The following is a 21,910-nucleotide window of genomic DNA, read 5'->3' on the forward strand; positions in this document are numbered from 1 at the left end:
GAAAGGGGGCCTTCGGGCCCCTTTTTCATGCGCGTTTCCGGGCCGGTTTTCGGGCCGGCCTTTAGGCCAGCGCCTGTCGGGCGGCGCGCTGGATGGGGGCGATCAGCATGTCGAGGACGAGGCGCAGGAAGTCCTGTGTCAGGTCGGCGGTGGTGACGGCGGCACCGATGGCGGCGCGGTTGACAAGACGCAGGGCGGCCTTGACGAAGCGCAGGGTCATCTCGGCCATGTTGCGGGCGATGTGGGCGGCGTTCACGAGGGCTTCGGCCAGGCGGTCGAGCACGGTGATGCCGCCGGACAGGGCGAGGCCGCCGATGTTCAGCATGGACATGATCCCGGCCAGCGCCATGGAGAGCGCGTGGTAGCCCATGGTCGAGAAGCCCTGTGCGCGTTCCGCCATGCCCAGCCAGTAGGCAGGGTCGCTTTTCACCGCCAGCGGTGTGATGGGGGGCCAGCCGTCGGCGGGCATCCGGTTGCGGTAGGTGATGCGGTCATGCGCCTTGGGCGTGATGAGGGCAAAGCCGAAGTCGAGGCCCGTGGCCCCGGCAGTGAAGTGCTGGAACGGCAGCAGCGGGATCATCGGCACCGGGTCCGAGACCGAATAAACGCGGCGGACGGAAGACGGTGTCAGCACGCTGCGCAGCTGGCTGTTGAGGGCAAAACCGCCGATGCGCGGGGTGCCGAAGGTATAGAGGTGGCAGGTGCGGCCATTGGCGCTGAGGCCGAAATCGGCCATGGCCAGCGTCGCCATGGAGCCGCCCAGCGAATGGCCGACGAAATGCAGGATTTCGGGGTTGGCCTTGGCGATGAGGGCGTAAAGCTCGTCCTGAAGGGCGTTGTAGACGCGGTTGAAGCCGGAATGCACGATGGCGCCGCCCGGTCCCGGCTCCATCCCGATGTTGAAGTTCGACACCCAGTCGAAGGCGGAGACGGTGCCGCGAAAGGCGATGATGAGTTCGCGTTTTGACGACTTGCGCTCAAAAGCCGCGCCGAAACCCGTGACATCGCGCAGGCCGAACGCCCCCGAGGCCCCGGTGAAGCCCGAGAGGGTGGTGAAATCCGACATGTCGGCGGGGGTGGGGCCGTTTTTCTGGAGCGCGGCAAGGGATGCCTTGGCCCGCCAAGTGGTCGAGGCGGTGTCGCCCGAGGCGGCGGTGTCATAGGCCAGGTCCGCGAAGGTCGCGGCCTGCGAGGCGGTCAGAAGGGTCATGACGCCTCCGGGTCGATGAGGGTGCAGGTGCCGAAGTGGATGTCGTCGGCGTAGGGCTCGACGCCGATACGGCAGCGGACGTTGAAGGGCTTGCCCAGCGTTTCGGCGTTCAGCGACAGGCCGCGCGTCGACAGGTAGAGGAACTGGAACGGACCGTCGGGGAGGTCGGCGTAGAAGTCCTGAATGACGGCCTCGCGCGCGGGGATGCGTTCGAAAAGGCCGCGTTTCGGCGGCACGGCAGGAAAGGTGAACCGCCCCTCGGCATCGGTGGTGGTGGCGCTTTCGCCGCGCTTGCCACGCCAGAACCACGCGCGGCGCACAGGCGTATCAGGCACCGGCACGCCCTGCGGCGTCACCAGTTGGCCCGTCATGGGCGAGCAGAGATATTCCTCGGCGCGGGCCATGGGCGTCTGTCCAATTACCAGAAAGGCCGCGCAGAGGGCGCGGGCCAGGTTACGATACATCATGAGGCATGCGTTTTGGCTGCCTGCAAAGTTGTAGCGTTTTAGCGGGGGGGTGAAAGTATGGAATCCCGTAAGCGGCGCTGACCAGTGGCTAAAAGTCGAGCCAGAGCCCGAATTTCAGCCCCATCGAGTCGTCGCCTTTCAGGCCGTAGGTGGCGCCAAGTTCGGCGTTCATCTTCTTTCGCATGGGAAAGACGAGCGAGGGCGCGAGGCGGGCGAAGGCGGGGTCGTTTTCCTGCAGGCCGGTCTGAAGCTGGACGATCAGCTTGCGCCCCTTGGGCAGGTTGCGGCCCCATGTGACGTCGAGTTTGACGTCGGTATCGCCGGAGCGGTGCATCTCGGCCACGCCGTCGAAGGCGAGCCAGCCGTTTGGCATCCCCCAGCCCACCGAAAGGCCGGGGCGGAGGATATTTTCACCGGCGATGGTGCCAAAGCCAAGCTGGGCCGAGACCTTTGGCCCGGTGTCGCGGTCCAGCAGGGGGAACTGGACGAAGGCCACGGACTTGCCACCACCAGACACGGAGCGCCCCACGTCCAGCCCGAGGGTGAGCCGGTCGGTCATGCCATATTCGATGTAAAGCGTATGGTAATCCTCGGTCGGCTCGATCGAGGTCCATTGCGCGATCTCCTGCGGCCAGCTGAGGCGCGTGGCCACCGAGAAGAAACCCGACCCGGCATCGCGCGGCCATGCCCCGGCCCGTGCGGCACAGGGGACAAGCGTGGCGGTCAGGAGGAAAAGGGCTGTCAGGACGGCGCGCATCGGGGCACAATGGGGTTGGGGAGGCCCGTCCAGCATGGCCCGGTCTTGGTTAAGACAGGGTTAAACCTCGGACAGGGCAGGAGAAAATCGGCGCGGCGCGACATGGTTTCCGCACGCGTCAAGAGGACTGGTGTCTGCGATGCTGCAGGTGCACAATCGCGGGTGAGTTGCCGGGGGATGGAAATGGCAGGGAAAGTGATCACGGTGGCGCAGCAGAAGGGCGGGTCGGGCAAGACCACGCTGGCGGCGCACATGGCCTTGGGGTTCCGGGCAGAGGGCAAGACGGTCGGGCTGATCGACCTGGACCCGCAGGGGTCCCTTGGGCGCTGGTATGTCACGCGGTTCGAAGGCGACGAGGCCGCCTGTCAGGGGCTGGAGTTCGCCACGTCGAGCGCTTGGGGCATCTCGATGGAGGTGCGCAAGATGGCGGGGCTGTGCGACGTGGTAATCGTCGACACGCCGCCGAAGGTGGACAGCGATTTGCGGCCCGCGCTGCGGGTGGCGCATCTGGTGGTTGTGCCGATTTCGGTCGGTCACATGGATTTGTGGGCGACCGAGGGGGTCATGGATCTGGCCGCGCGGGAGGACAAGCCCGTGCTGCTGGTGATGAACCGGACGCGCTCGGGCACGCGGCTGGGGGCCGAGGTGGTCGAGGCGGCCAAGGAACTGGGCGCGCCGGTGGCCAAGGCCATGCTGGCGCAGCGTGTCGGCTATGCCGAGGCCATGGGCCACGGGCGCGGCGCGGTCGAGGCGAAGGGTCCGGCGCGCGACGAGGTGACGGCGCTGGTCGCAGAGGTGGCGGAGCGGCTGAAAGCGGGGTAAGGCGGGCCTGAACCAAGGGAGTGACCCATGAGCCAGCGCGCCGACCACGCCGACATCCTCGCCGCGATTGCTGCCTTTCGCGGTGCAGAGGGCCAGCCGATTTCAAAGCTGGGGTATTTCACCGCGCCATTCCGGCCTGCGTCGGGGCCTTTGGCGGACCGGGTCATCAAGGTCTATCGCGGCGCGGGATCACGTGCAGCGACGGACCGGCTGGCGGAATGTCACGCGGATTACGTCAAGGCGCTGCTGGATGCGGGCGTGCCGATGCCCGAGACGGAATTTCACCTGGTGGAGATCGCCGGGGAAGTGACGCCGGTCGTTGTGCAGCAGGCGCTGGATGCGCGGTGCCTGATGCGTCCGTTGATGCAAAGCTCGACGGTGGAGCAGACGCTGGAGATGATGGAGGCGGCGGGGCAGGTGATCGCGCGCTTCTGGCATTGGGCGGAGGGGTTCGACGGGCGCATCGGCTTTCACCCCTCGATCCGGAATTTCGCGATCGTGGAGGGGCAGGCGGTGTTCTTCGACACGTTCCCGCCGCTGATCCATTATTCGCGCGAGGAGATGGGGCGGATGCTGCTTCAGTTCTCGGAAAAGCGGCTGATGCGGGTCGTGGGGCCATTTTTGCAGCGCAAGGTGACGGGCATTCAGGACGAATGGTATTCGCCCGCCGAGACGGTGGTGGGCATGGTGGGTTCGGCCTGCCGGCTGCGGCCTGACGATGCGGAGGCCTACCTGGCCTGGGGGCGCGATTTTGTTGCGCGTGAGATGAAGCCATGGGCCGAGGAGGCGCTGCCCGGCATGGCGGAGGCACCGAAGCTGCCGGGCTACTGGACCGGGTTCCGCAAGGTTCTGGGTTTGCAGGGCGAGCCGAACGTCTGAGGGGTGAGTCGGGGCATAGCCCCGACCTACGCTTCTCGCTGGTGTTGTCTAAAAGCGGGTCCCGGCGTTAGAAGCGCGGCATCTGCTCCAGCGCCTCGCGGGTGTAGTCCGTGGCGAGCCACATGTCATCGCCGTCGCGGCTGACCGTGAGGTCGTCGAGCGGCAGGGCGACGGTGGTTTCGCCGATCCCGAGGAAGCCGCCGATGTCGATCAGCGCGGCCTCCGGGGCACCGCTGGCGTCGGCAGAGACCATGTGGACCGTGCCGATCTCGCCGTCTGTGGCCTGCACGGTCAGGCCTGTGAGTTCCGCGACGGTCAGGGTCACCATCTTCGCCTCGGCGGTGGCGGCGCGCGGGTCGTTGGTGCCGCCCGGCGCCAGGGGCTCGGCTTCGCCGGCGGTGACATAGGGCTGGTCGTCGATGCCGTCCTCGTCAGCCGCGTCATTGGCGTCGGGCTTGACGGTTTCGGCGGTTTTGGCCTGTGACAGCGTCACGTCGCAGTCACCGGGTTGGCCCGCGTCCTGCATCATGGCTGCGTGTTTCTCGGGGTTCTCGGTCTGCTGAATGGCCTCTGCGATGGCATCGCAATCGAGGCTGGAGGTGTTTTGCTGTGCCGTGGCGCCGGTTGCGGCGAACAGGATGGCGGTGGTGGTGACGAGGCTGCGCAGGGTGGTCATGTCTCTCTCTCCCGGTTGGTGTCAGGGGGGAAACGTGGCTGGACGGCGAGTCGTTCCGATGTATGGTCCGCGCTCAGGGATCGTCGTGCATTCCCTTGCCTTGCAGGATGCGCGGGGCATGCTTGTCGATGCGGGCGTGACGGGTCTTTGACTGCCTGGCCCCGGCAATGTGGAGGATGTAGCCGCGGCGGCGGCCCGGGGTGAGGGCCTCGAACGCTTCGCGCAGGGCCGGGTCGGCGTCGAGGCGGTCCTCCAGCTCTGGCGGCCAGTCGGGGTCGCCATCGGGTTTCGGGACCTGTTTGCCGTCCTTTTCCAGCTGGATCGCCTGAGCGACGAAGTCGCGGATGAGGGGTTCAGCGGCGTGCACCGAGGCTGTGTCGTGGAATTTCAGGGACAGCGAGGAGCGGGAGTTCGGGCCGTGGGCCTGAAGGTGCTTGTCGGGGTCGTTCAGCAGGACGCCCTTGAAGAAGCCCAGCGTGGCGGCCTCCTTGAACCCCCAGAGGATGGCGACGTTGCGGTTGTCCCAGCTGTAGACCGGGCTGTTCCACTTCAGCGTCTCGATGAGGGTTGTGTCGTGGAGAATGGCGCGCAGGGCTGCGAGTTCCCCGGCCCATGTCGCGGGGGGCGTGAAATGCTGATCGAGGTCCGGGTGTTTGATGGCCATGGCGTCGAGCGTGCCATCGGGCCGGTGGTCTGGCAAGCAGAGGGGTACTTGGGTCGGCGAACTGGGGTATCGGGCGGGGATGGCCCCGCCCGATGTGGGGTCCGGGGTCAGACGATCTTGATGCCCGCGTCGGCGATGTCCTTGAGGAACTGGTCGAGACCCTTGTCGGTCAGGACGTGGTTCGCCATGGCCTTGATGACGGCGGGCGGCGCGGTGGCGACGTCGGCACCGATCAGGGCGCAGTCTTTCATGTGGTTGGCGGAGCGGATCGAGGCCGCGAGGATCTGCGTTTCAAAACCGTAGTTGTCGTAGATCGTGCGGATGTCGCCGATCAGCTCCATGCCGTCGAGGTTCAGGTCATCGAGGCGGCCCACGAAGGGAGAGATGAAGGTCGCGCCGGCCTTGGCCGCCAGCACCGCCTGGTTGGCGGAGAAGCACAGCGTGACGTTGACCATGGTGCCCTCGTCGGAGAGCACCTTGCAGGCCTTCAGACCGTCCCAGGTCAGCGGCACCTTGACGGCGATGTTGTCGGCGATCTCGCGCAGCTTGCGGCCTTCGGTGATCATCTTGTCGGCCTCGGTGGCGGTCACCTCGGCGGAGACCGGGCCGGAGACGATGGAGCAGATTTCCTTCGTCACTTCGAGGATGTCGCGGCCGGACTTCTTGATCAGCGAGGGGTTGGTGGTGACGCCGTCCACCATGCCGAGGTCGTTCAGCTCGCGGATGGCATCGATTTCGGCGGTATCTACGAAGAATTTCATGGATCAGGATCCCCTGTGGCTGGGTGAGTCTTCGCGGGCCTTGTAGCGCAAGGGGGCCTGCGCGGAAAGGGTTGCGTTAACGCTAACGGATTCAGGGAAGGGGGCGCTGCCCCCGCCGCTCCTGCGGAGCGACTCCCCCGAGGGTATTTGGATCAAGATGAAGCAGAGGCGTTGCGCGCGCCCCCGGCTTGGGCCATCTGGGAAGGATGCAGGAGTTCTTTGCCGAAGGCGAACGCATTGGCGTTCTGACGACACAGCCGCTGGACCGGGTGCTGGATTACCGCGCGCCGGAGGGGGGCTGTTTTGTCGGGGCCTTTGTCGAGGTGCCGCTGGGGCCGCGGAAGGTTCTGGGGGTGGTCTGGGGGCCGGGGGCGGGCGGGTTCGATGCGTCGAAGCTGCGCAGTGTGATCCGGGTGCTGGATGCCGCGCCGATGCGCGAGGAGATGCTGGTTTTCCTCGAGAAGGCGGGTGCCTACACGCTGACGCCCATGGCGGCGATGCTGCGTCTGGCGACGCGGGCGCCGGGGCTGGGTGATCCGCCGTCGATGCGCAAGGTGTATCGGCGCGGTACGGGTGAGCCGGACCGGATGACCGATGCGCGGGCGCGGGTGCTGGATGCCTCGGAGGAGATGGGCGGGCTGTCGCTGACGCTTGGAGAGTTGGCGGAGGCGGCGGGGGTCACGTCCTCGGTGGTCAAGGGGTTGCTGAAGTCCGGGGCCATCGTCGAGGAGGAAAGCCCGAAGGATTCGCCTTTTCCGGTTCTGGACCCGGAGTATGGCGGCAAGGCGCTGACCGACGATCAGGCGGGCGCGGCGGCGGTGCTCTGCGAAGGGCAGCGGTCGGGGCGCTATGGCACGGTCTTGCTGAAGGGGGTCACCGGGTCGGGCAAGACCGAGGTGTACCTGGAGGCGGTGGCCGAGGCGCTGCGGCAGGGGCGGCAGGCGCTGGTCCTGTTGCCGGAGATCGCGCTGTCGGGCGAGTTCCTGCAACGGCTGGAGGCGCGGTTCGGTGCGCGCCCCGCCGAATGGCATTCCGGTGTGACCATGACCGAGCGCCGACGGGTCTGGCGCATGGTGGCCGAGGGGCGGGCGCAGGTGGTGGTGGGCGCGCGTTCGGCGCTGTTCCTGCCGTTCCAGCAGCTTGGGCTGATCGTGGTCGATGAGGAACACGACACTTCGTACAAGCAGGAAGAGGGCGTGCTGTATAACGCGCGCGACATGGCGGTCCTGCGGGCCTCGATCCTTGGGGCGCAGGTGGTGCTGGCCTCGGCCACGCCCTCGCTGGAGTCCTGGGTGAACGCGGATCAGGGCAAGTACCAGCGGCTGATCCTGACCTCGCGCTTTGGTCCGGCGGTGATGCCGGAGATGAAGACCATCGACATGCGCACGCAGGAGTTGCCGTCGAACCGCTGGATCTCGCCGCGGCTGGCGACGGCGGTGAAGCAGCGGATGGAGCGGGGCGAACAGGCGCTGCTGTTCCTGAACCGGCGCGGTTATGCGCCAGTGACACTGTGCCGGGCCTGTGGGCAACAGATCGGCTGTGACCATTGCGATGCGCGCATGGTGGAGCATCGCTTTCTGAAACGGCTCGTCTGCCACCAGTGCGGCGAGACCAAGCCGATGCCCGACAAGTGCCCCAGCTGCGAGGCCGAGGACAAGCTGGCCGCCGTGGGGCCGGGGGTAGAACGGCTGGCGGAGGAAGCGCAGGAGGCCTTTCCGGAGGCCCGTGTCGCCGTGCTGTCCTCGGACCTTTACGGCACGGCGCGCGAGTTGAAGGCGCAGATCGAGGCAATCGCGCAGGGCGGCGCCGATATCATCATCGGCACGCAGCTGGTGGCGAAGGGGCACAACTTCCCCAACCTGACGCTGGTGGGGGTGATCGACGCGGACCTTGGCCTGCAAGGATCGGACCTGCGCGCCGCCGAGCGGACCTTTCAGCTGATGCGGCAGGTGGCGGGGCGCGCAGGCCGGGCCGAGAAACCGGGGCAGGCGCTTTTGCAGACCTACCAGCCGGAACACCCGGTGATCCGGGGGATCCTGGCGGGCGACGAAGAGGCCTTTTGGCGGGCGGAGGCGGATGAGCGCCGCATTGGCGGGATGCCCCCCTTTGGCAGGCTGGCGGGGATCATCCTGTCGGGGCCGGATGTGCAAGAGATTTTTGACCTCGGCAACTGGCTGGCGCGCAACGACGGGCCGCTGCGCCGGGTTGGCGCACAGGTCTACGGGCCCGCACCCGCGCCCGTCGCCCGCGTGCGGGGCCGACACAGGGTGCGCCTGCTGGTGCGGGGCCCGAAGGAAGTGATGCTGCAACCGGCCCTGACGGAATGGACCCGGAACGTAAAGCTCAAGGGCGACCTGCGCCTCGCCATCGACATCGACCCGCAGTCGTTCTTCTGACCCACGCCCCTGCTTCTTTGGTTTTCGAAATACCCTCGGAGGTCCGGAGGCAGAGCCTCCGCAGCGGCCATGGGCCGCTTTCGGCGCGCAGGCGCAGCCCGCGCGCCAGTCGCCGGGCCGAAGGCAGGGCGAAACCACACGCTCGGCAAGGGAAATCTTCGCCGCCGCTTGTCCCCGTCAACGCGCGCCTCTACATGCCTAGACATGAGACGCTGGATCCCCTTTGTCAAAACCCCGCCCCGGGTTGCCGTCGTGCGCCTGCAGGGTGCCATTTCCGTTCCCGCGCGCGGCAACCTCAGTGACCGCACCGCCGCGCCATTGCTGGAAAAGGCATTCCGCTCGAAACCCGATGCCGTGGCGCTGGAGATCAACTCGCCCGGCGGCTCGCCAGTGCAAAGCTCGCTGATCGGCGCGCGAATCCGGCGGCTGGCCGAAGAGCACGAGGTGCCCGTCCACGCTTTTGTCGAGGATGTGGCGGCGTCCGGGGGCTACTGGATCGCCAGCGCGGCGGATCACATCTGGGCCGATGCCTCGTCGATGCTGGGCAGCATCGGGGTGATCTCCTCGGGGTTCGGGGCGCATGTGTTCCTGCAACGGCAGGGGATCGAACGCCGCGTGCATACGGCGGGCAAGTCGAAGTCGATGCTCGACCCGTTCCGTCCCGAGACCGAGGAAGACGTCGCGCGTCTGGACCGCTTGCTTGGGCAGCTGCACGAGACTTTCATTGCGCAGGTCAAGGCTCGGCGTGGGGACAAGCTGGCCGACAACCCGGACCTGTTCACCGGCGAAATCTGGATCGGGCAGGGCGCAGTGGATCAGGGGCTGGCCGACGGTGTGGCGCATCTGGTGCCCAAGATGAAGCAGATTTACGGCGACAAGGTCTCCTTCAAACGCTTTGAGGCGAAAAAGCCGCTGTTCCCGCGCTTTGGCCTGCAGATCGCGCAGGGCGCGCTGAACGAAATCGAGGAGCGCGCAGATTACGCGCGGTTCGGCCTGTCGTGATCGCCAAGCTGGTTCTCCTTTTCCTGCTCGTCATGGGCGTGATCGGCATGTTGGGCGGTTGGAAGACCAAGTCCGCCCGCCGACTGCGCGACCTTGGCAAGACCACCCGGCTGAGTGCCGCGAAATGCCCGGACTGCGGGCGGTACAACATCGGCAAGGGTCCTTGCGACTGCCGCAAGGGGAAACGCTGAATGGTCTTTGTCTATGCTGTCCTCGGATTGCTGATCCTGCTGCTGGCGGGCGATGCCCTCGTGAAGGGCGCGGTGAACCTGTCGCTGCGCGTGGGGATCCCGGCGCTGATCGTGTCGCTGACCATCGTGGCCTTTGGCACCTCGGCACCGGAGCTGCTGATCTCGACACAGGCGGCGCTGCGTGGCGCGCCCGGCATCGCGCTGGGCAACGTGATCGGGTCTAACACGGCCAATGTGCTGCTGGTGCTGGGCATTCCGGCGCTGATTACGGTGCTGCATACCTCGGCGCATGATACCCGCAAGAGCTACCTCCAGATGATCGGCGCGACGCTGCTGTTCATCGCGCTGGCCCTGCGCGAGACCTTTGACTGGAAGTCCGGGATCGTGCTGCTGGTCGTTCTGAGTTACATCCTGTTCGACCAGATCCGCGATGCGCTGGCGCATCGGCGTGCCGGTGAAGCGGACGCGGAACTGGAAGAGCCCGAAGGCGCGGACCCGGACATGCCGTGGTGGAAGATCGGCTTCTTCATCGTGCTGGGCCTGATCGGCCTGCCGCTGGGGGCGGACCTGCTGGTGGACAGCGCGACGGAGATCGCGCGGATGTTCCACGTCTCGGACGAGGTGATCGGGCTGACGCTGGTGGCGGTGGGGACGTCCCTGCCGGAACTGGCGACCACCGTGATGGCGGCGATCCGGCGGCAGGCGGATGTGGCGCTGGGCAACGTGATCGGGTCGAACATGTTCAACCTGTTGGCCATCATCGGCATCGCCTCGATGATCGCGCCCATGCCGTTCGACCTGCCGGAGCTGACTTTTGACCTTGGCGTGATGCTGGTGGCGTCGCTGCTGCTGATCCCCTTCGTGTTCCTCAGGAGGGACCTGAACAAGGTCTGGGGCGTGCTATTGTCCGCGCTCTACGTGGGCTATGTTATCCTCGTACTGATTTGACACGCGAGGACAGGCATGGGCAGCAAGGGACGGGCACTGGTCACCGGGGCCGGCAAGCGGCTGGGGCGCGCCATGGCGCTGACGCTGGCCGAAGAGGGCCATGACGTCGCGGTGCATTACTCGGGTTCGCAGGAGGCCGCCGAAGAGGTGGCGGGGCGCATCCGCGCCATGGGCCGCGATGCCGTGGCGGTGCAGGCGGACCTGCTGGTCGAGGACGAGGTACAGGGGCTTGTGGGCCGCGCCGCCGAGGCGTTGGGCGGGCCGCTGACGGTGCTGGTGAACAATGCCTCGATCTTTGAGCATGACGATTACGGCACGGCCACGCGGGACAGTTGGGACCGCGCGATCGAGAGCAACCTGCGGGCGCCCTTCGTGCTGGTGCAGCGGTTTGCCGAGCAGGTGCCGGAACCGCTGACCGACGGGCGCGGCGAGCCGGTGGCGCAGGGCGTGGTGGTGAACATGATCGACCAGCGCGTGCGCAAGCTGACGCCGGAGTTCGCCTCCTACACCATCGCCAAGGCCGGTCTGTGGACCATGACGCGGACGGCGGCACAGGCGCTGGCACCGCGTGTGCGGGTGAATGGGATCGGGCCTGGACCGACGTTGCGGGGCGGGCGCCAGAGCGAGGAAGATTTCGCCGAGCAACGCTCTGCGACAGTCCTCCGGCGCGGGTCTGACCCTGAGGACATTACCGCTGCGCTTGTTTACCTTTTGCGTGCAAAGGCGGTCACGGGACAGCTTATATGTGTGGATGGCGGCCAACACTTGACCTGGCAAACACCGGACGTGATCGGGGTTGAATGATGTCTGCGGCGGTGGTTTTGCACGGGTCACAAAGTCTTAACAAAAGCGTTACGAAAAGGCTAAGACTCTCAAGGGCTTGTGCTGTTTTGAATATTTTCTTAAATGAAATCAGTGTCTTATTTGGCTGCATAATTTTTGTGCATCGGCACGAAGTGGCCAAGATTCAAGGGAAATTTGAGGATGCCCCTTATTTGCCCGCAGAGTTATCCACAGAAACGGTGGATGTAATCCCGCTTGTATCCGGCGCTGCGGCATTGCAGCGAGACCGGGAATCAAAACGGCGACCCATGGTTAACAAAACGGCGGAAGATGGACGAGACGACAGGGGATAAGGCCGCTCCGAAGGGCGTCGAGGTGATCCAGTCCTACCTGCGGACTTTGGACGGATCACCGGGTGTCTACCGGATGCTCGATGACCAGAGCCGGGTGCTGTATGTCGGCAAGGCACGGAACCTGAAGGCGCGCGTGTCGAACTACGCGCGGCTGGGCGGACACTCGCGCCGGATCGAGCGGATGATCCGCGAGACGTCTTCGATGATGTTCCTGACCACGCGCACCGAGACCGAGGCGCTGCTCCTGGAACAGAACCTCATCAAGCAGCTGAAGCCGAAGTTCAACGTGCTGCTGCGGGACGACAAGTCGTTCCCGAATATCCTCGTCACCGACCACGCCTTTCCTCAGATCAAGAAGCATCGCGGCGCGAAGAAGGAGAAGGGGCAGTATTACGGGCCCTTCGCCAGCGCGGGGGCGGTGAACCGGGTGCTGAACCAGTTGCAGCGCGGTTTCATGCTGCGCAACTGCACGGATGCGGAATTCGACGGGCGCACGCGGCCCTGCCTGCTGGCGCAGATCAAGCGGTGTTCGGCGCCATGTGTCGGTCGCATCAGCGAGGCGGAGTATGCCGGGGCGGTGCGCGATGCCGGGCGGTATCTGTCGGGCAAGTCGACGGAGATCCAGGAGAAGCTGGGCGCCGAGATGATGAAGGCCTCGGAGGAGATGGAGTTCGAGCGGGCGGCGGCCCTGCGCGACCGGATCCGGGCGCTGACGCAGGTGCAGACGGCGCAGGGGATCAACCCGCAGACCACCGCCGAGGCGGACGTCATCGCGCTGCACATGGAGGGTGGGCAGGCCTGCGTGCAGGTGTTCTTTATCCGCGCCAACCAGAACTGGGGGAACAAGGACTTTTACCCGCGCGTCGGCGAGGACGTGGGCGCGGCCGAGGTCATGGAGGCCTTCCTTGGCCAGTTCTACGACCAGAAGGAGCCGGCGCGGCTGTTGCTGCTGTCCAACGGCATCGAGGACGAGGACCTGATGTGCGCGGCGTTGGCCGAGAAGGCTGGGCGTAAGGTCGAGATCAGTGTGCCGCAGCGGGGCGAGAAGGCCGAGCTGGTGGATGGTGCGCTGCGCAACGCCAAGGAGTCGCTGGCGCGCAAAATGTCCGAGAGCGCGACGCAGACCAAGCTGCTGGCGGGGCTGGCGGAGGCCTTTGGCCTCGACGGGCCGCCCCAGCGCATCGAGGTTTACGACAACTCGCATATCCAGGGCACGAATGCCGTGGGCGGGATGATCGTCGCGGGGCCGGACGGGTTCATGAAGAACCAGTACCGCAAGTACAACATCAAGGGCGAGGACCTGGTGCCGGGGGACGACTTTGGCATGATGAAGGAGGTTCTGACGCGCCGCCTGACAAGGTTGAAGAAGGACGACCCGGACCGTGACAAGGGGCTGTGGCCCGACCTGATGCTGATCGACGGCGGCGCGGGGCAGGTGTCGGCGGTGGCCGAGATCATGCGCGAGCAGGGCGTGAATGACGTGCCCTTCGTGGGCGTGGCCAAGGGCGTGGACCGCGACCACGGCAAGGAGGAGTTCCACCGTGTCGGCGAGCGGCCCTTTGCGCTGCGCCACAACGATCCGGTGTTGTACTTTGTTCAACGGCTGCGGGACGAGGCGCACAGGTTCGCCATCGGCACGCACCGGGCGAAACGCGCCAAGAGCCAGATGGCCAACCCGCTGGACGAGATCAGCGGTGTGGGTGCATCCCGCAAGCGCGCGCTGCTTCAGCATTTCGGATCGGCGAAAGCCGTCAGTCGCGCGAACCTCGCCGACCTGAAGGCCGTGGAAGGCGTGTCAGAGGCGCTGGCCGAGCGGATTTACGCGTTCTTCCACGAGTCCTGAGGGGACGGCCCGAGTAGGGCCTCGAAGGGGGCCGGGCGCGCGATGGCATAGCCCTGTGCATAGGGGATGCCGAGGGCCTGAACCCTGGCGAGCTCGTCGGCGGTTTCCACCCCTTCGGCAATCAGGCAGGCGCCGTGGATTTCCGAATACTCCCGCAGGGCGTTGGCAAGGCTGCCGCGTTCGGCGCTGTGGTCGATGCCCGCGATCAGGGAGCGGTCGATCTTGATGACTTCGGGCTTCAGCTGGATGACGTGGCGGAACGAGGAATAGCCCGCGCCAACGTCGTCGATGGCAACGCGGAAGCCCAGCCGTCGCAGCCCGTCGATGGCCTGAAGGAAGGTTTCGTAGTTGCTGACCTGCTCGTGCTCGGTCAGTTCGATGACGATGCGATGGCGCTCTGCCTCAGGGAAGATGGCGGCGAAATCGAGATCCTCGACGGAGGCCACGGAAAAGTTGATGGAGAGGATGACCTCCGGGGGCAGGCGATCCAGAACGATGGAGGCCTTGCGGGCGATGACCTCTTCGATGGAGGTGACGAGGTCGAGGTATCTGGCGCGCTGAAAGATTTCCTCGGTGCGGCCGACGTCGGGCGGGAAGCGGGTCAGAAGCTCGTATCCGATCAGCTGCCGATCGGGGAGTTGGACGACAGGCTGGAGGTAAAAGTCGAAACGGCCCTTGGTGATCGCGTCCTGCAGGAGGTTGGCGTCGGATGTCACGAGAGGTGTCCGGGCGTCTATGTCCCGCGCGAGCAGGTCGGCGCAGAGTGTGAACATGGCGAGGTCCCGGCGCGACAGGTTCGGATCGACCCTGCGCGAGAAGGCGCAGAGCATCCCGTAAGTCGCGCCTGTCGAGAGGACGATAGGGACGCTGATATGGGCGCCGATGGGCCAGGAGAAGGTTTCGGGAATGTCGGCGACGCCGGGGAGTGTCCGGGCGTCGATGATGACGTTGGGGACGGTTTGTTCGGAAATGCGGTAGCAGTAGCTGGAGGCCAGCGGACTTGCCGCCCCGCGTTCCAGCGGCAAGGGAGGGGCGTCCGGAGAGATGTCGACCTCGTCGAAGACCCTCTCGTTGTCGCGGAAGCGCGAGATGAAGGCGACCTCCATGTCATAGACTTCGCGCAGGGCACGTAGCACCTTGCGTTTCTTCCAGCGCAGGTTTTCGGGTTTGTCGACGACATTGATCGCGAAAGCCTCGCGGAAGTCGTGCGAAATCATGGATGCCCCCTGAGTCCTGACGGCTGGGGAGCGGGCGACGGTTTCCGGTGATCCTCGGCCAACGATCCTCCTGTCGGGCGTGGCGCGCCCTGTTCAGGGGTGCACGGCGTATGCCTTTGGTCGTGACAGTACCATGACCCTAGGCGTCCAGTGTTCCGGTGGCGGCGTTCCCTGTCAAGCAGATGACACTGGATTCGCACAATTTTTACGAGAGCTGGAGTTGGGCAAAGATTGCGCGGATAGGCTCGGGCATGGGTTTGGGGCGACCGTCCGTGTCGGTCAGGACCTGGGTGAAGAAGCCTTCGGCGCAGGCTGTGGCGTCATCGTTGCGGAAAAGGCCGATTTCGAAACGCAGCGAGGAGGAGCCGAGGTGACCGATGCGCAGGCCGGCGTGGAGGATGTCGGGAAAGCCTGCCTCTGCGTGGTAGCGGGTGCCGCTTTCGACGACGAGAAAGCGGTGGGCGTCGGGGCCACGGATCTGGATGCCCTGTTCGAGTTGCCACAGCGAGACGGCGGTGTCGAAGAAGGACAGGTATTCCGCGTTGTTCATGTGGCCGTATTCGTCGTTGTCCTTCCAGCGCGTCGGGATGGCGCGAAAGGCGCGGTACTGGTCGCGGGTGCCGGGAGGTTTCCTCATGACGAGCGGATGGCGCGGAAGGCGGCAGAGGCGCCCCAGCCTGCGGCGATGGCCAGCGCCAGCGACATGAGGCCGTAAAGCAGCGGTTGTTCGCGGGAGAGCACGTAGAGCCAGCGTTCGAGGCCCACCTTGCGCACGTCGATTTCTGTCTCGTAGCTGGAGACGACGCGGCCGTTGCGGGTGAGGAAGATGCGCGTGGGGTAGGCGCCCTCGGTCAGGTTGGCGGGCATGGAGATGCTGGTGTCGAAGAGCGTCTGCTCGCGGAAGGTGACGGCGTTTTCAAGCAGTTGGTAGGTGCCGCCGTTCTCGCGGATGCGGATCACGGCCTCGGTGAAGGACTGGCTGTCCTGCACGTACATGGGCGCGCCGACCGAGCGGATGGCGCGCGGGATCGAGATGTGATGGCGCAGGTCCTCGGTGTCGGTGATGATGTCTTCCCACGGGGCCGAGGTGGCGATGGCGTAAAAGGTCGGCGCGGCATCGACCTCGACCGTGGCGGTGTTCATCCAGATGCCGAAGCGGCGGTCCTTGCGGCGTACGGTGACGGGCAGGTCCGGGCCTGCGACGGTGACGATGACTTGAAGGGGATCGGCGTCGAGGGCGGTTTCACGCTTGATCGCGCCGAAAATCAGGATCTCGGAGCCGTCGAAGTCGGTCGAGATGTTCACGGCGTCGTGGGACAGGCCGAGCACGACTTCCTCGGCCTGGGCGGGGAGGGCGAGCAGGGCGAACGCGAGGAGCCAGCGCATGGTCAGTGCGCCACGGTTGCGAGCGAGTAGAGCTCGGACGGGGTGAGGAGCAGTTCCAGCGCGATCTTGGCGCAGACGAGCAGGACCATGCCCGCCAGCAGGATGCGCAGCTGTTCGGCCTTGAGCTTCGTTCCGAGGGCGGTGCCGAATTGCGCGCCGACCACGCCGCCGAGGATCAGCATCACCGCGAGGACGACGTCGACGGTGTAGTTTGTGGTGGCGTGCAGCAGGGTGGTGAAGGCCGCGACGAAGATGATCTGGAAGAGCGAGGTGCCGACGACGACCTTGGTGGGCATGCCCAAGAGGTAGATCATGGCGGGCACCATGATGAAGCCGCCGCCCACGCCCATGACGGCGGCGAGGACGCCCACAGCGCAGCCGACGATGGCGGGTGGAATGACGGAGATATAGAGGCCCGAGGTGCGGAAGCGCATCTTCAGCGGGAGGGCGTGGATCCAGTTGTGCTTGCGCCGTTTCGGGGGCGCGCCGCGGCGGGCCTTGCGCAGGGCATTGAGGCTTTCGATGAACATCAGCCCGCCGATGATGCCGAGGAAGACGACATAGCAGAGGCGGACGAGCAGATCGACCTGGCCCAGGGTTTTAAGGTAGTTGAACAGCCAGACGCCGATTGCCGCCCCGACGAGACCGCCTGCCAGAAGGACAGTGCCCATGCGAAGGTCCACGGTCTTGCGCCTGAGATGCGCGAGCAGGCCGGAGAAGGAGGCCGCGACGATCTGGTTGGCCCCGGTGGCCACGGCCACGGCGGGCGGGATGCCGATGAAGAACAGGAGCGGCGTGAGCAGGAAGCCTCCGCCGACGCCGAACATGCCCGAGAGGATGCCGACAATGCCGCCGAGGCCCAGCAGCAGGAAGGCGTTCACCGCGACTTCGGAGATCGGCAGGTAGATTTGCATGGCCCACGCTAGTCCCGGTGCGGGGGTGTTTGCAAGTGCAGCGCGGCGGGTTTCGGAAGGGTTTCGCTTTGGCTGCGCCAAAGCGACCGGCGCGTCCCTTCGGGCCGCGCCTTTGGCCGGGATCTGGGGGGCAGGTCTTGTGTGACGGGTGGGGCGTTGCCCGCACCCCACTGTCGTTTGTCATGCCTGGCCTGACGGATGGGGGCGCTGCCCCCAAACCCCCGAGGGTATTTGGATCAAGATGAAGGGAGGGGGCGTGCGTCGGGACGGTGCGGCTCAGGATTTCCAGCGGGGGCCGTGGCCTTTGCCTGGTGTTCGGCCCTGTGCTCTGCCCTGTTGTTGCCTTTGGGCTTGCTGGCCGCCAGTGCCGCCGCAGCGCTGGAAGGCTTGCAGGTGTTTCTGTTGGCTGTCGGTCATCAGCTTGGAGAAGATCGCGGTCAGCTCGGTGTCGCCCTGTGCTGCGGGGAGCAGGCGGTTGCGGTAAAGGCCGGCGTTGTCGATCTCGGCCTGAATGCCTGTGGCGCAGGCCTCGGCCAGCGAGGCCGGAGCGGGGAGCTGGCCGATGTAGGGGTTCGTCGGGACCGTGATGCCGTGACGGGCGGCGTAGTCCTTAAGCATCGCTTCGTGCATCGTTTCGGCCCGCAGGATATTGGTGAAGGGGCGCGCGGCACCGTGGGTCTCGATGGTTGCCTGATAGGTGGCCTGCGCGCCATATTCGTCATCGAGCGCAGCCCGAACGGCCTGATCGCGGGTCATGGCCGCAGCCGGGGTGGACAGCAACGACAGGAGGCTGACGGCGAGGGCGGATTTCAACAGTTTCGGCATTGGGGGTCTCCGTAAACATTCTGATTGCTGAACGTGTATGAAGGTGTTTTCCGTCGGTGCTGCTGTTCCCTTTGTGTCACGCCCGCAAAAGCGAGAGGCTGCGCCCGGCGAGGCTGCCTGAAACCGTGCCGCAAAACAGTCCGTAGATCAGGCCGAAGGTCGGGCCTTGGGCGAGGGCCGGTGCGATGCCCTGTGTCATTCCGGCCGCGAAGTTGGCGAGGAAGAGGGAGAGGACGGTGGCCATGGTCACCCATTCGCCACGCAAGGTTACGCGTGCTCCCTGGCGGGCGATGGTCCAGCGGGGTTGCAGCCTGTGGCCGAGGGCGATGCCCGCAAGCCAGGCCACGCCGAGGGCCGTCACGGCGACGGGGCCAAGTGCGAGGGCCCGCAGCAGCGACAAAAGCGCAAGGGCGGGGAGGATGTAATACAGCCAGACGGGCGCGCTGCGGTCGCGGCTGGTGCGCAGGCCGATGGCGATGAGGGCGGCGAGCAGGGGAAAGACCCAGAGGGGAATGGCGGAGAGGATCTGCATGGTGGAACTCCTGTTGAAGTGTCGGAGCCATCTGGTGGCAACACGCCGGAGGGTGACAGGGGACATGCGTGTCCGGCGGCGCTGATGCGCCAGTGGCGGCATGGCGCAACTGGCGCTTCGGGAATGGCGGAATGGTCGCAGGCGCAGGGATTGCGGTTGCGGCGGGGGATGCGGGGCTTAGGTTCGACGCAAACAGCGGAGGAAACCGGATGACGTTGAAAGTGTACCTGTCGGGCGAGATCCACACGGATTGGCGCGAGCAGATCATGCAGGGGGCCGCGGGGCTGGACGTGAGCTTTGACGCGCCGGTGACGGATCACGCGGCGAGCGACGATTGCGGGGTGGCGATCCTTGGTGCGGAGGCGGACAAGTTCTGGCACGACCGCAAGGGGGCTCAGGTGAACGCGATCCGCACGCGGCGCGGGATCGAGGGCGCGGACGTGGTGGTCGTGCGTTTTGGCGACAAGTACAAGCAGTGGAATGCGGCGTTTGACGCGGGCATGGCGGCGGCGCTGGGCAAGTCGCTGATCATCCTGCAACCGCCCGAGCATGACCACGCCCTGAAAGAGGTCGACGCCGCCGCGCTGGCGGTGGCGCGGACGCCCGAGCAGGTGGTTCAGATCCTTGACTACGTTCTGACCGGCCGCCTGCCCGGGTGAGGCGCGGGCGCTTGGTTCAGCCTTCGCGCGGCGGGATGTTCATGCCGCGTTGCACGGCGGGGCGGTCCATGAAGCGCGCGACGTAGGCGTTGGCGCGCGGGTGATCCGCCCAGCCGACAACCTCGCGTGCGCCGTAGAAGTCGAGCGCATTCAACCAAGGCGCAAGCGCGATGTCGGCGATGGAATAGTCGCCGGCAATCCAGTCGCGTCCGTCGAGTGCGGTTTCCACGACGTTCAAAAGGCGCTTGGCTTCGTTGATGTAGCGGTCGCGGGGCAGGGGATCTTCGACCTTGGCTCCGGCGAACTTGTAGAAGAAGCCCAGCTGCCCGAACATCGGGCCGACACCGCCCATCTGGAACATCAGCCATTGCGTGATGTGGTGCCGGTCCGTGGCGGTCTGGCCGAGGAACTTGCCGGACTTCTCTGCCAGATAGAGCAGGATCGCGCCGCTTTCGAAGAGCGTCAGCGCCTGGCCGTCGGGGCCGTTCGGATCGATGATGGCGGGGATCTTGTTGTTGGGGTTGAGGGAAAGGAAGGCGTCGCTTTTGACGTCCGCGTCGTTGAGCGTCACGCGGTGCGCCTCGTAGCGCAGGCCGGTTTCCTCGAGCATGATGGCGGCCTTCACGCCGTTGGGCGTCGGAAAGCTGTAGAGCTGGATGCGGTCCGGGTGTTGCGCGGGCCAGCGGGCGGTGATCGGATGGGTCGCGAGATCGGTCATGCGGGGGCCTTTCGGTTGCGTTGGGGTGAAAGCTACGCCGATTTTCCCGCAGGCACAGAAAGAATACTGTGCGATAATGCAAACCACGTTAACTATAACGCGCAGCCGGACGGGTGAGCCGGTGCAGATCACAGTGGGGAACAGGACAGTGATTAACGAATTCAAGGACTTCATCGCCAAGGGCAATGTCATGGACATGGCCGTGGGTATCATCATCGGTGCGGCCTTTACCGCGATCGTGCAGTCGCTGGTGGGTGACATCATCAACCCGATCATCGCGCTGTTCACCGGCGGGATTGATTTTTCCGGCTGGTTCTATTCGTTGGACGGCAATGAATATGCCTCGCTTTCGGCGGCGACGGATGCGGGCGCGCCGGTCTTTGCCATCGGCAAGTTCATCATGGCGGTCATCAACTTCTTCATCATCGCCTTTGTCGTCTTCATGCTGGTGAAGATGGTGAACCGGGCCAAGGCGGCGGCGATCCGCGAGCGCGAGGAAGGCCAGGCGGCCGAGGCGACCCCGGCAGGCCCGTCGCAGCTGGACGTGCTACTGGAGATCCGCGACGCGTTGAAGTCGCGCTGACCTCGCAAGGGAGTCGGGGCACAGCCCCGACCTACGCGAAACGACTCCCGTGCGCCCTTGCGCCGGGGGTTTTCCTTTGCCATCAGGGTGGAGTCAGGTGCCCCGGCGACGGGGAGAATCGGGAAGCCGGGGAGGAACCGGCGCGGGCCCGCCGCTGTGACGGGGACGGAAGGGACAAACGGCCACTGGGCAACCGGGAAGGCGTCCCTGCCGGATGATCCGAAGCCAGAAGACCGGCCTGACGGCATGGCGTTCCTGCCTGGACAGCAGGGGCGCGCCGATTGCCATGGGAGGGCCGAGGTGACCCTTTTGTCCGACTGCGCGCCGGTGGTGGCGCGCGTTTTTTCCACAGACGAGCGCCAAGCGCTTTACGACGTGATCGCGCACCGGCGGGATGTGCGCAACGAGTTCCTGCCGGATCCGGTGCCGGAGGACGTGTTGCGGCGCATTCTCGGGGCGGCGCATGCGGCACCCTCGGTGGGGCTGTCGCAGCCCTGGGACTTCATTCTGCTGCGCGATCCGGTGCGGCGGGCAGAGGTGAAGCGGGCGTTCGACCGGGCGAATGCCGATGCGCAGGAAATGTTTCCGGCGGAGCAGCGCAGCGCCTATGCGGCGCTGAAGCTGGAGGGGATCGAGAAGGCGCCTCTGAACATCGTGGTGACCTGCGACCGGACGCGGGGCGGTGCCGTGATCCTCGGGCGGACGCACCAGCGCGAGATGGACCTCTATTCAACCGTGTGCGCGGTGCAGAACCTGTGGCTGGCAGCGCGGGCAGAGGGGGTTGGCGTCGGTTGGGTCAGCATTTTCGATCCGGCGGAGCTGAGGCCGGTGCTCGGGTTGCCAGATCATGTGGAGATCGTGGCATACTTGTGTGTGGGGTATGTCTCGGAGTTGTTCGATCGCCCGGAGCTGGAAGCGCGGGGGTGGGCACGCGCGGCATCGCTGGACGCGCATGTGCGCTACGAAGTCTGGTGAAGCACTGGCGTTACATGGCGTTGATTTGAGGGATGGGGCGCTGCCCCCTCTTGGCCTTCGGCCAATTCACCCCCGAGGGTATTTGGATCAAGATGAAGGTAAGGCGCGGCGTTCGTGTGCGGGAACGTAGATTTGGCTGGAAGTGGCGACGGTTTTGTGGCGAAGTTTTTGAGATGTCAGAATGCCGACGCGGCGCTTCTCCTTCATCTTGACCCAAATACCGCGGAGGTTCGGAGGCAGAGCCTCCGAAGCGGCCAAAGGCCGCTTTGCGCGTGCCCTTGCAGGGCACGCGCCGGTGGGCCTTGCCCAAGCCACACCCGAAACCGCAACTGGGCCTTGCGGGGTGCGG

At 65.8% G+C, this 21,910-nt stretch carries 24 protein-coding genes and 1 riboswitch; of the genes, 11 read left to right on the forward strand and 13 right to left on the reverse strand.

Annotated features, from left to right (window positions below; genetic code table 11):
* Positions 1–61 precede the first annotated feature (61 nt).
* The 3 genes from ACP16H_RS05810 to ACP16H_RS05820 all read right to left on the reverse strand — a co-directional run bounded on the left by ACP16H_RS05810 (position 62) and on the right by ACP16H_RS05820 (position 2,470).
* A complete protein-coding gene (locus tag ACP16H_RS05810; RefSeq protein ID WP_425071318.1) occupies positions 62–1,210 on the reverse strand; it encodes a lipase family protein in 1,149 nt (382 codons plus the stop codon).
* On the reverse strand, positions 1,207–1,677 hold the full coding sequence (locus tag ACP16H_RS05815; RefSeq protein WP_425071319.1) for a DUF6795 domain-containing protein: 471 nt from the start codon (positions 1,675–1,677) through the stop codon (positions 1,207–1,209). Before ACP16H_RS05815 ends, ACP16H_RS05810 begins: the two co-directional genes overlap by 4 nt.
* An 88-nt stretch (positions 1,678–1,765) precedes the next feature.
* Positions 1,766–2,470 (reverse strand): hypothetical protein, encoded by a 705-nt coding sequence (locus tag ACP16H_RS05820; RefSeq protein WP_425071320.1) that lies wholly within the window; start codon positions 2,468–2,470, stop codon positions 1,766–1,768.
* Between the two features lie 147 nt (positions 2,471–2,617).
* On the opposite strand from ACP16H_RS05820, the gene parA reads away from it, so the two are divergent.
* Together parA and ACP16H_RS05830 are read left to right on the forward strand one after the other, a co-directional pair.
* Positions 2,618–3,256, forward strand: coding sequence for a ParA family partition ATPase (parA, locus tag ACP16H_RS05825; protein ID WP_425071321.1), 639 nt, complete (start codon positions 2,618–2,620; stop codon positions 3,254–3,256).
* Positions 3,257–3,283: 27 nt separating this feature from the next.
* Complete coding sequence (locus tag ACP16H_RS05830) at positions 3,284–4,135, forward strand: DUF6206 family protein (protein ID WP_425071322.1); 852 nt, start codon at positions 3,284–3,286, stop codon at positions 4,133–4,135.
* A 67-nt stretch (positions 4,136–4,202) separates the two neighbouring features.
* On the opposite strand, the gene ACP16H_RS05835 is transcribed toward ACP16H_RS05830, so the two are convergent.
* From ACP16H_RS05835 to fsa, 3 genes are all read right to left on the reverse strand, one after another.
* Complete coding sequence (locus tag ACP16H_RS05835) at positions 4,203–4,811, reverse strand: PRC-barrel domain-containing protein (protein ID WP_425071323.1); 609 nt, start codon at positions 4,809–4,811, stop codon at positions 4,203–4,205.
* Between the two features lie 73 nt (positions 4,812–4,884).
* Positions 4,885–5,511, reverse strand: a complete 627-nt coding sequence (locus ACP16H_RS05840; RefSeq protein WP_425071324.1) for a YdeI/OmpD-associated family protein — start codon at positions 5,509–5,511, stop codon at positions 4,885–4,887.
* 71 nt (positions 5,512–5,582) lie between these two features.
* On the reverse strand, positions 5,583–6,236 hold the full coding sequence (fsa, locus tag ACP16H_RS05845; RefSeq protein ID WP_425071325.1) for a fructose-6-phosphate aldolase: 654 nt from the start codon (positions 6,234–6,236) through the stop codon (positions 5,583–5,585).
* Positions 6,237–6,442: 206 nt separating this feature from the next.
* Between fsa and ACP16H_RS05850 the strand changes: the two genes are divergently transcribed.
* The 6 genes from ACP16H_RS05850 (at position 6,443) to uvrC (ending at position 13,752) form a co-directional block, all read left to right on the forward strand.
* Positions 6,443–8,632: a primosomal protein N' gene (locus tag ACP16H_RS05850; protein WP_425071326.1), complete on the forward strand. Its 2,190-nt coding sequence runs from the start codon at positions 6,443–6,445 to the stop codon at positions 8,630–8,632.
* A 204-nt stretch (positions 8,633–8,836) separates the two neighbouring features.
* On the forward strand, positions 8,837–9,634 hold the full coding sequence (locus ACP16H_RS05855) for a S49 family peptidase (RefSeq protein WP_425071327.1): 798 nt from the start codon (positions 8,837–8,839) through the stop codon (positions 9,632–9,634).
* Positions 9,631–9,825 carry a hypothetical protein gene (locus ACP16H_RS05860; protein ID WP_425071328.1) on the forward strand — a complete coding sequence of 65 codons (195 nt, stop codon included), beginning with the start codon at positions 9,631–9,633 and terminating at the stop codon, positions 9,823–9,825. The genes ACP16H_RS05855 and ACP16H_RS05860 overlap by 4 nt, the downstream gene beginning before the upstream one ends.
* Positions 9,826–10,773 (forward strand): calcium/sodium antiporter, encoded by a 948-nt coding sequence (locus tag ACP16H_RS05865; protein ID WP_425071329.1) that lies wholly within the window; start codon positions 9,826–9,828, stop codon positions 10,771–10,773. It abuts the gene before it with no gap.
* A gap of 15 nt (positions 10,774–10,788) precedes the next feature.
* Entirely contained in the window at positions 10,789–11,577 is a 789-nt protein-coding gene (locus ACP16H_RS05870; protein WP_425071330.1) for an SDR family oxidoreductase, read from the forward strand.
* Between the two features lie 309 nt (positions 11,578–11,886).
* A complete protein-coding gene (gene uvrC / locus ACP16H_RS05875) occupies positions 11,887–13,752 on the forward strand; it encodes an excinuclease ABC subunit UvrC (protein ID WP_425071331.1) in 1,866 nt (621 codons plus the stop codon).
* Here the strand turns inward: uvrC and ACP16H_RS05880 are convergent.
* The 6 genes from ACP16H_RS05880 to ACP16H_RS05905 form a co-directional block, all read right to left on the reverse strand.
* Entirely contained in the window at positions 13,728–14,969 is a 1,242-nt protein-coding gene (locus tag ACP16H_RS05880; RefSeq protein ID WP_425071332.1) for a sensor domain-containing phosphodiesterase, read from the reverse strand. The two genes, uvrC and ACP16H_RS05880, sit on opposite strands and share 25 nt — an antisense overlap.
* A 205-nt stretch (positions 14,970–15,174) precedes the next feature.
* Positions 15,175–15,606 carry an acyl-CoA thioesterase gene (locus ACP16H_RS05885; RefSeq protein ID WP_425071333.1) on the reverse strand — a complete coding sequence of 144 codons (432 nt, stop codon included), beginning with the start codon at positions 15,604–15,606 and terminating at the stop codon, positions 15,175–15,177.
* Positions 15,603–16,355, reverse strand: a complete 753-nt coding sequence (locus tag ACP16H_RS05890; protein WP_425071334.1) for a TIGR02186 family protein — start codon at positions 16,353–16,355, stop codon at positions 15,603–15,605. The genes ACP16H_RS05885 and ACP16H_RS05890 overlap by 4 nt, the downstream gene beginning before the upstream one ends.
* A gap of 2 nt (positions 16,356–16,357) precedes the next feature.
* Positions 16,358–17,269, reverse strand: coding sequence for a sulfite exporter TauE/SafE family protein (locus tag ACP16H_RS05895; protein WP_425071335.1), 912 nt, complete (start codon positions 17,267–17,269; stop codon positions 16,358–16,360).
* 276 nt (positions 17,270–17,545) lie between these two features.
* A complete protein-coding gene (locus tag ACP16H_RS05900) occupies positions 17,546–18,094 on the reverse strand; it encodes a ferritin-like domain-containing protein (RefSeq protein ID WP_425071336.1) in 549 nt (182 codons plus the stop codon).
* Positions 18,095–18,170: 76 nt separating this feature from the next.
* Complete coding sequence (locus tag ACP16H_RS05905; RefSeq protein WP_425071337.1) at positions 18,171–18,626, reverse strand: hypothetical protein; 456 nt, start codon at positions 18,624–18,626, stop codon at positions 18,171–18,173.
* A 209-nt stretch (positions 18,627–18,835) separates the two neighbouring features.
* Here ACP16H_RS05905 and ACP16H_RS05910 point away from each other — a divergent pair, with 209 nt between their 5' ends.
* The gene (locus ACP16H_RS05910; protein WP_425071338.1) at positions 18,836–19,285 is read left to right on the forward strand and encodes a YtoQ family protein; all 450 of its coding nucleotides are present in this window, start codon (positions 18,836–18,838) and stop codon (positions 19,283–19,285) included.
* 16 nt (positions 19,286–19,301) lie between these two features.
* On the opposite strand, the gene ACP16H_RS05915 is transcribed toward ACP16H_RS05910, so the two are convergent.
* On the reverse strand, positions 19,302–20,003 hold the full coding sequence (locus ACP16H_RS05915) for a glutathione S-transferase family protein (RefSeq protein ID WP_425071339.1): 702 nt from the start codon (positions 20,001–20,003) through the stop codon (positions 19,302–19,304).
* 148 nt (positions 20,004–20,151) lie between these two features.
* On the opposite strand from ACP16H_RS05915, the gene mscL reads away from it, so the two are divergent.
* Both mscL and bluB read left to right on the forward strand, forming a co-directional pair.
* Positions 20,152–20,586 (forward strand): large conductance mechanosensitive channel protein MscL, encoded by a 435-nt coding sequence (gene mscL / locus ACP16H_RS05920; RefSeq protein ID WP_425071340.1) that lies wholly within the window; start codon positions 20,152–20,154, stop codon positions 20,584–20,586.
* 78 nt (positions 20,587–20,664) lie between these two features.
* Positions 20,665–20,842, forward strand: a riboswitch (cobalamin riboswitch).
* A 53-nt stretch (positions 20,843–20,895) separates the two neighbouring features.
* Positions 20,896–21,561 carry a 5,6-dimethylbenzimidazole synthase gene (gene bluB / locus ACP16H_RS05925; protein ID WP_425071445.1) on the forward strand — a complete coding sequence of 222 codons (666 nt, stop codon included), beginning with the start codon at positions 20,896–20,898 and terminating at the stop codon, positions 21,559–21,561.
* Positions 21,562–21,910: the final 349 nt, after the last annotated feature.

It is taken from the genome of Sagittula sp. S175, from assembly GCF_049800975.1.
GTDB lineage: Bacteria > Pseudomonadota > Alphaproteobacteria > Rhodobacterales > Rhodobacteraceae > Sagittula.

Excerpts from the sequence above, each read along its gene's own strand:
- ACP16H_RS05810 (WP_425071318.1), bottom strand. The coding sequence starts at position 1,210 with ATGACCCTTCTGACCGCCTCGCAGGCCGCGACCTTCGCGGACCTGGCC.
- ACP16H_RS05815 (WP_425071319.1), bottom strand. The coding sequence starts at position 1,677 with ATGATGTATCGTAACCTGGCCCGCGCCCTCTGCGCGGCCTTTCTGGTA.
- parA (WP_425071321.1), top strand. The coding sequence starts at position 2,618 with ATGGCAGGGAAAGTGATCACGGTGGCGCAGCAGAAGGGCGGGTCGGGC.
- ACP16H_RS05890 (WP_425071334.1), bottom strand. The coding sequence starts at position 16,355 with ATGCGCTGGCTCCTCGCGTTCGCCCTGCTCGCCCTCCCCGCCCAGGCC.
- ACP16H_RS05850 (WP_425071326.1), top strand. The coding sequence starts at position 6,443 with ATGCAGGAGTTCTTTGCCGAAGGCGAACGCATTGGCGTTCTGACGACA.
- ACP16H_RS05895 (WP_425071335.1), bottom strand. The coding sequence starts at position 17,269 with ATGCAAATCTACCTGCCGATCTCCGAAGTCGCGGTGAACGCCTTCCTG.
- ACP16H_RS05835 (WP_425071323.1), bottom strand. The coding sequence starts at position 4,811 with ATGACCACCCTGCGCAGCCTCGTCACCACCACCGCCATCCTGTTCGCC.
- ACP16H_RS05865 (WP_425071329.1), top strand. The coding sequence starts at position 9,826 with ATGGTCTTTGTCTATGCTGTCCTCGGATTGCTGATCCTGCTGCTGGCG.
- fsa (WP_425071325.1), bottom strand. The coding sequence starts at position 6,236 with ATGAAATTCTTCGTAGATACCGCCGAAATCGATGCCATCCGCGAGCTG.
- ACP16H_RS05915 (WP_425071339.1), bottom strand. The coding sequence starts at position 20,003 with ATGACCGATCTCGCGACCCATCCGATCACCGCCCGCTGGCCCGCGCAA.
- ACP16H_RS05900 (WP_425071336.1), bottom strand. The coding sequence starts at position 18,094 with ATGCCGAAACTGTTGAAATCCGCCCTCGCCGTCAGCCTCCTGTCGTTG.
- ACP16H_RS05880 (WP_425071332.1), bottom strand. The coding sequence starts at position 14,969 with ATGATTTCGCACGACTTCCGCGAGGCTTTCGCGATCAATGTCGTCGAC.
- ACP16H_RS05855 (WP_425071327.1), top strand. The coding sequence starts at position 8,837 with ATGAGACGCTGGATCCCCTTTGTCAAAACCCCGCCCCGGGTTGCCGTC.
- ACP16H_RS05905 (WP_425071337.1), bottom strand. The coding sequence starts at position 18,626 with ATGCAGATCCTCTCCGCCATTCCCCTCTGGGTCTTTCCCCTGCTCGCC.
- ACP16H_RS05870 (WP_425071330.1), top strand. The coding sequence starts at position 10,789 with ATGGGCAGCAAGGGACGGGCACTGGTCACCGGGGCCGGCAAGCGGCTG.
- ACP16H_RS05910 (WP_425071338.1), top strand. The coding sequence starts at position 18,836 with ATGACGTTGAAAGTGTACCTGTCGGGCGAGATCCACACGGATTGGCGC.
- ACP16H_RS05820 (WP_425071320.1), bottom strand. The coding sequence starts at position 2,470 with ATGCTGGACGGGCCTCCCCAACCCCATTGTGCCCCGATGCGCGCCGTC.
- ACP16H_RS05830 (WP_425071322.1), top strand. The coding sequence starts at position 3,284 with ATGAGCCAGCGCGCCGACCACGCCGACATCCTCGCCGCGATTGCTGCC.
- ACP16H_RS05885 (WP_425071333.1), bottom strand. The coding sequence starts at position 15,606 with ATGAGGAAACCTCCCGGCACCCGCGACCAGTACCGCGCCTTTCGCGCC.
- uvrC (WP_425071331.1), top strand. The coding sequence starts at position 11,887 with ATGGACGAGACGACAGGGGATAAGGCCGCTCCGAAGGGCGTCGAGGTG.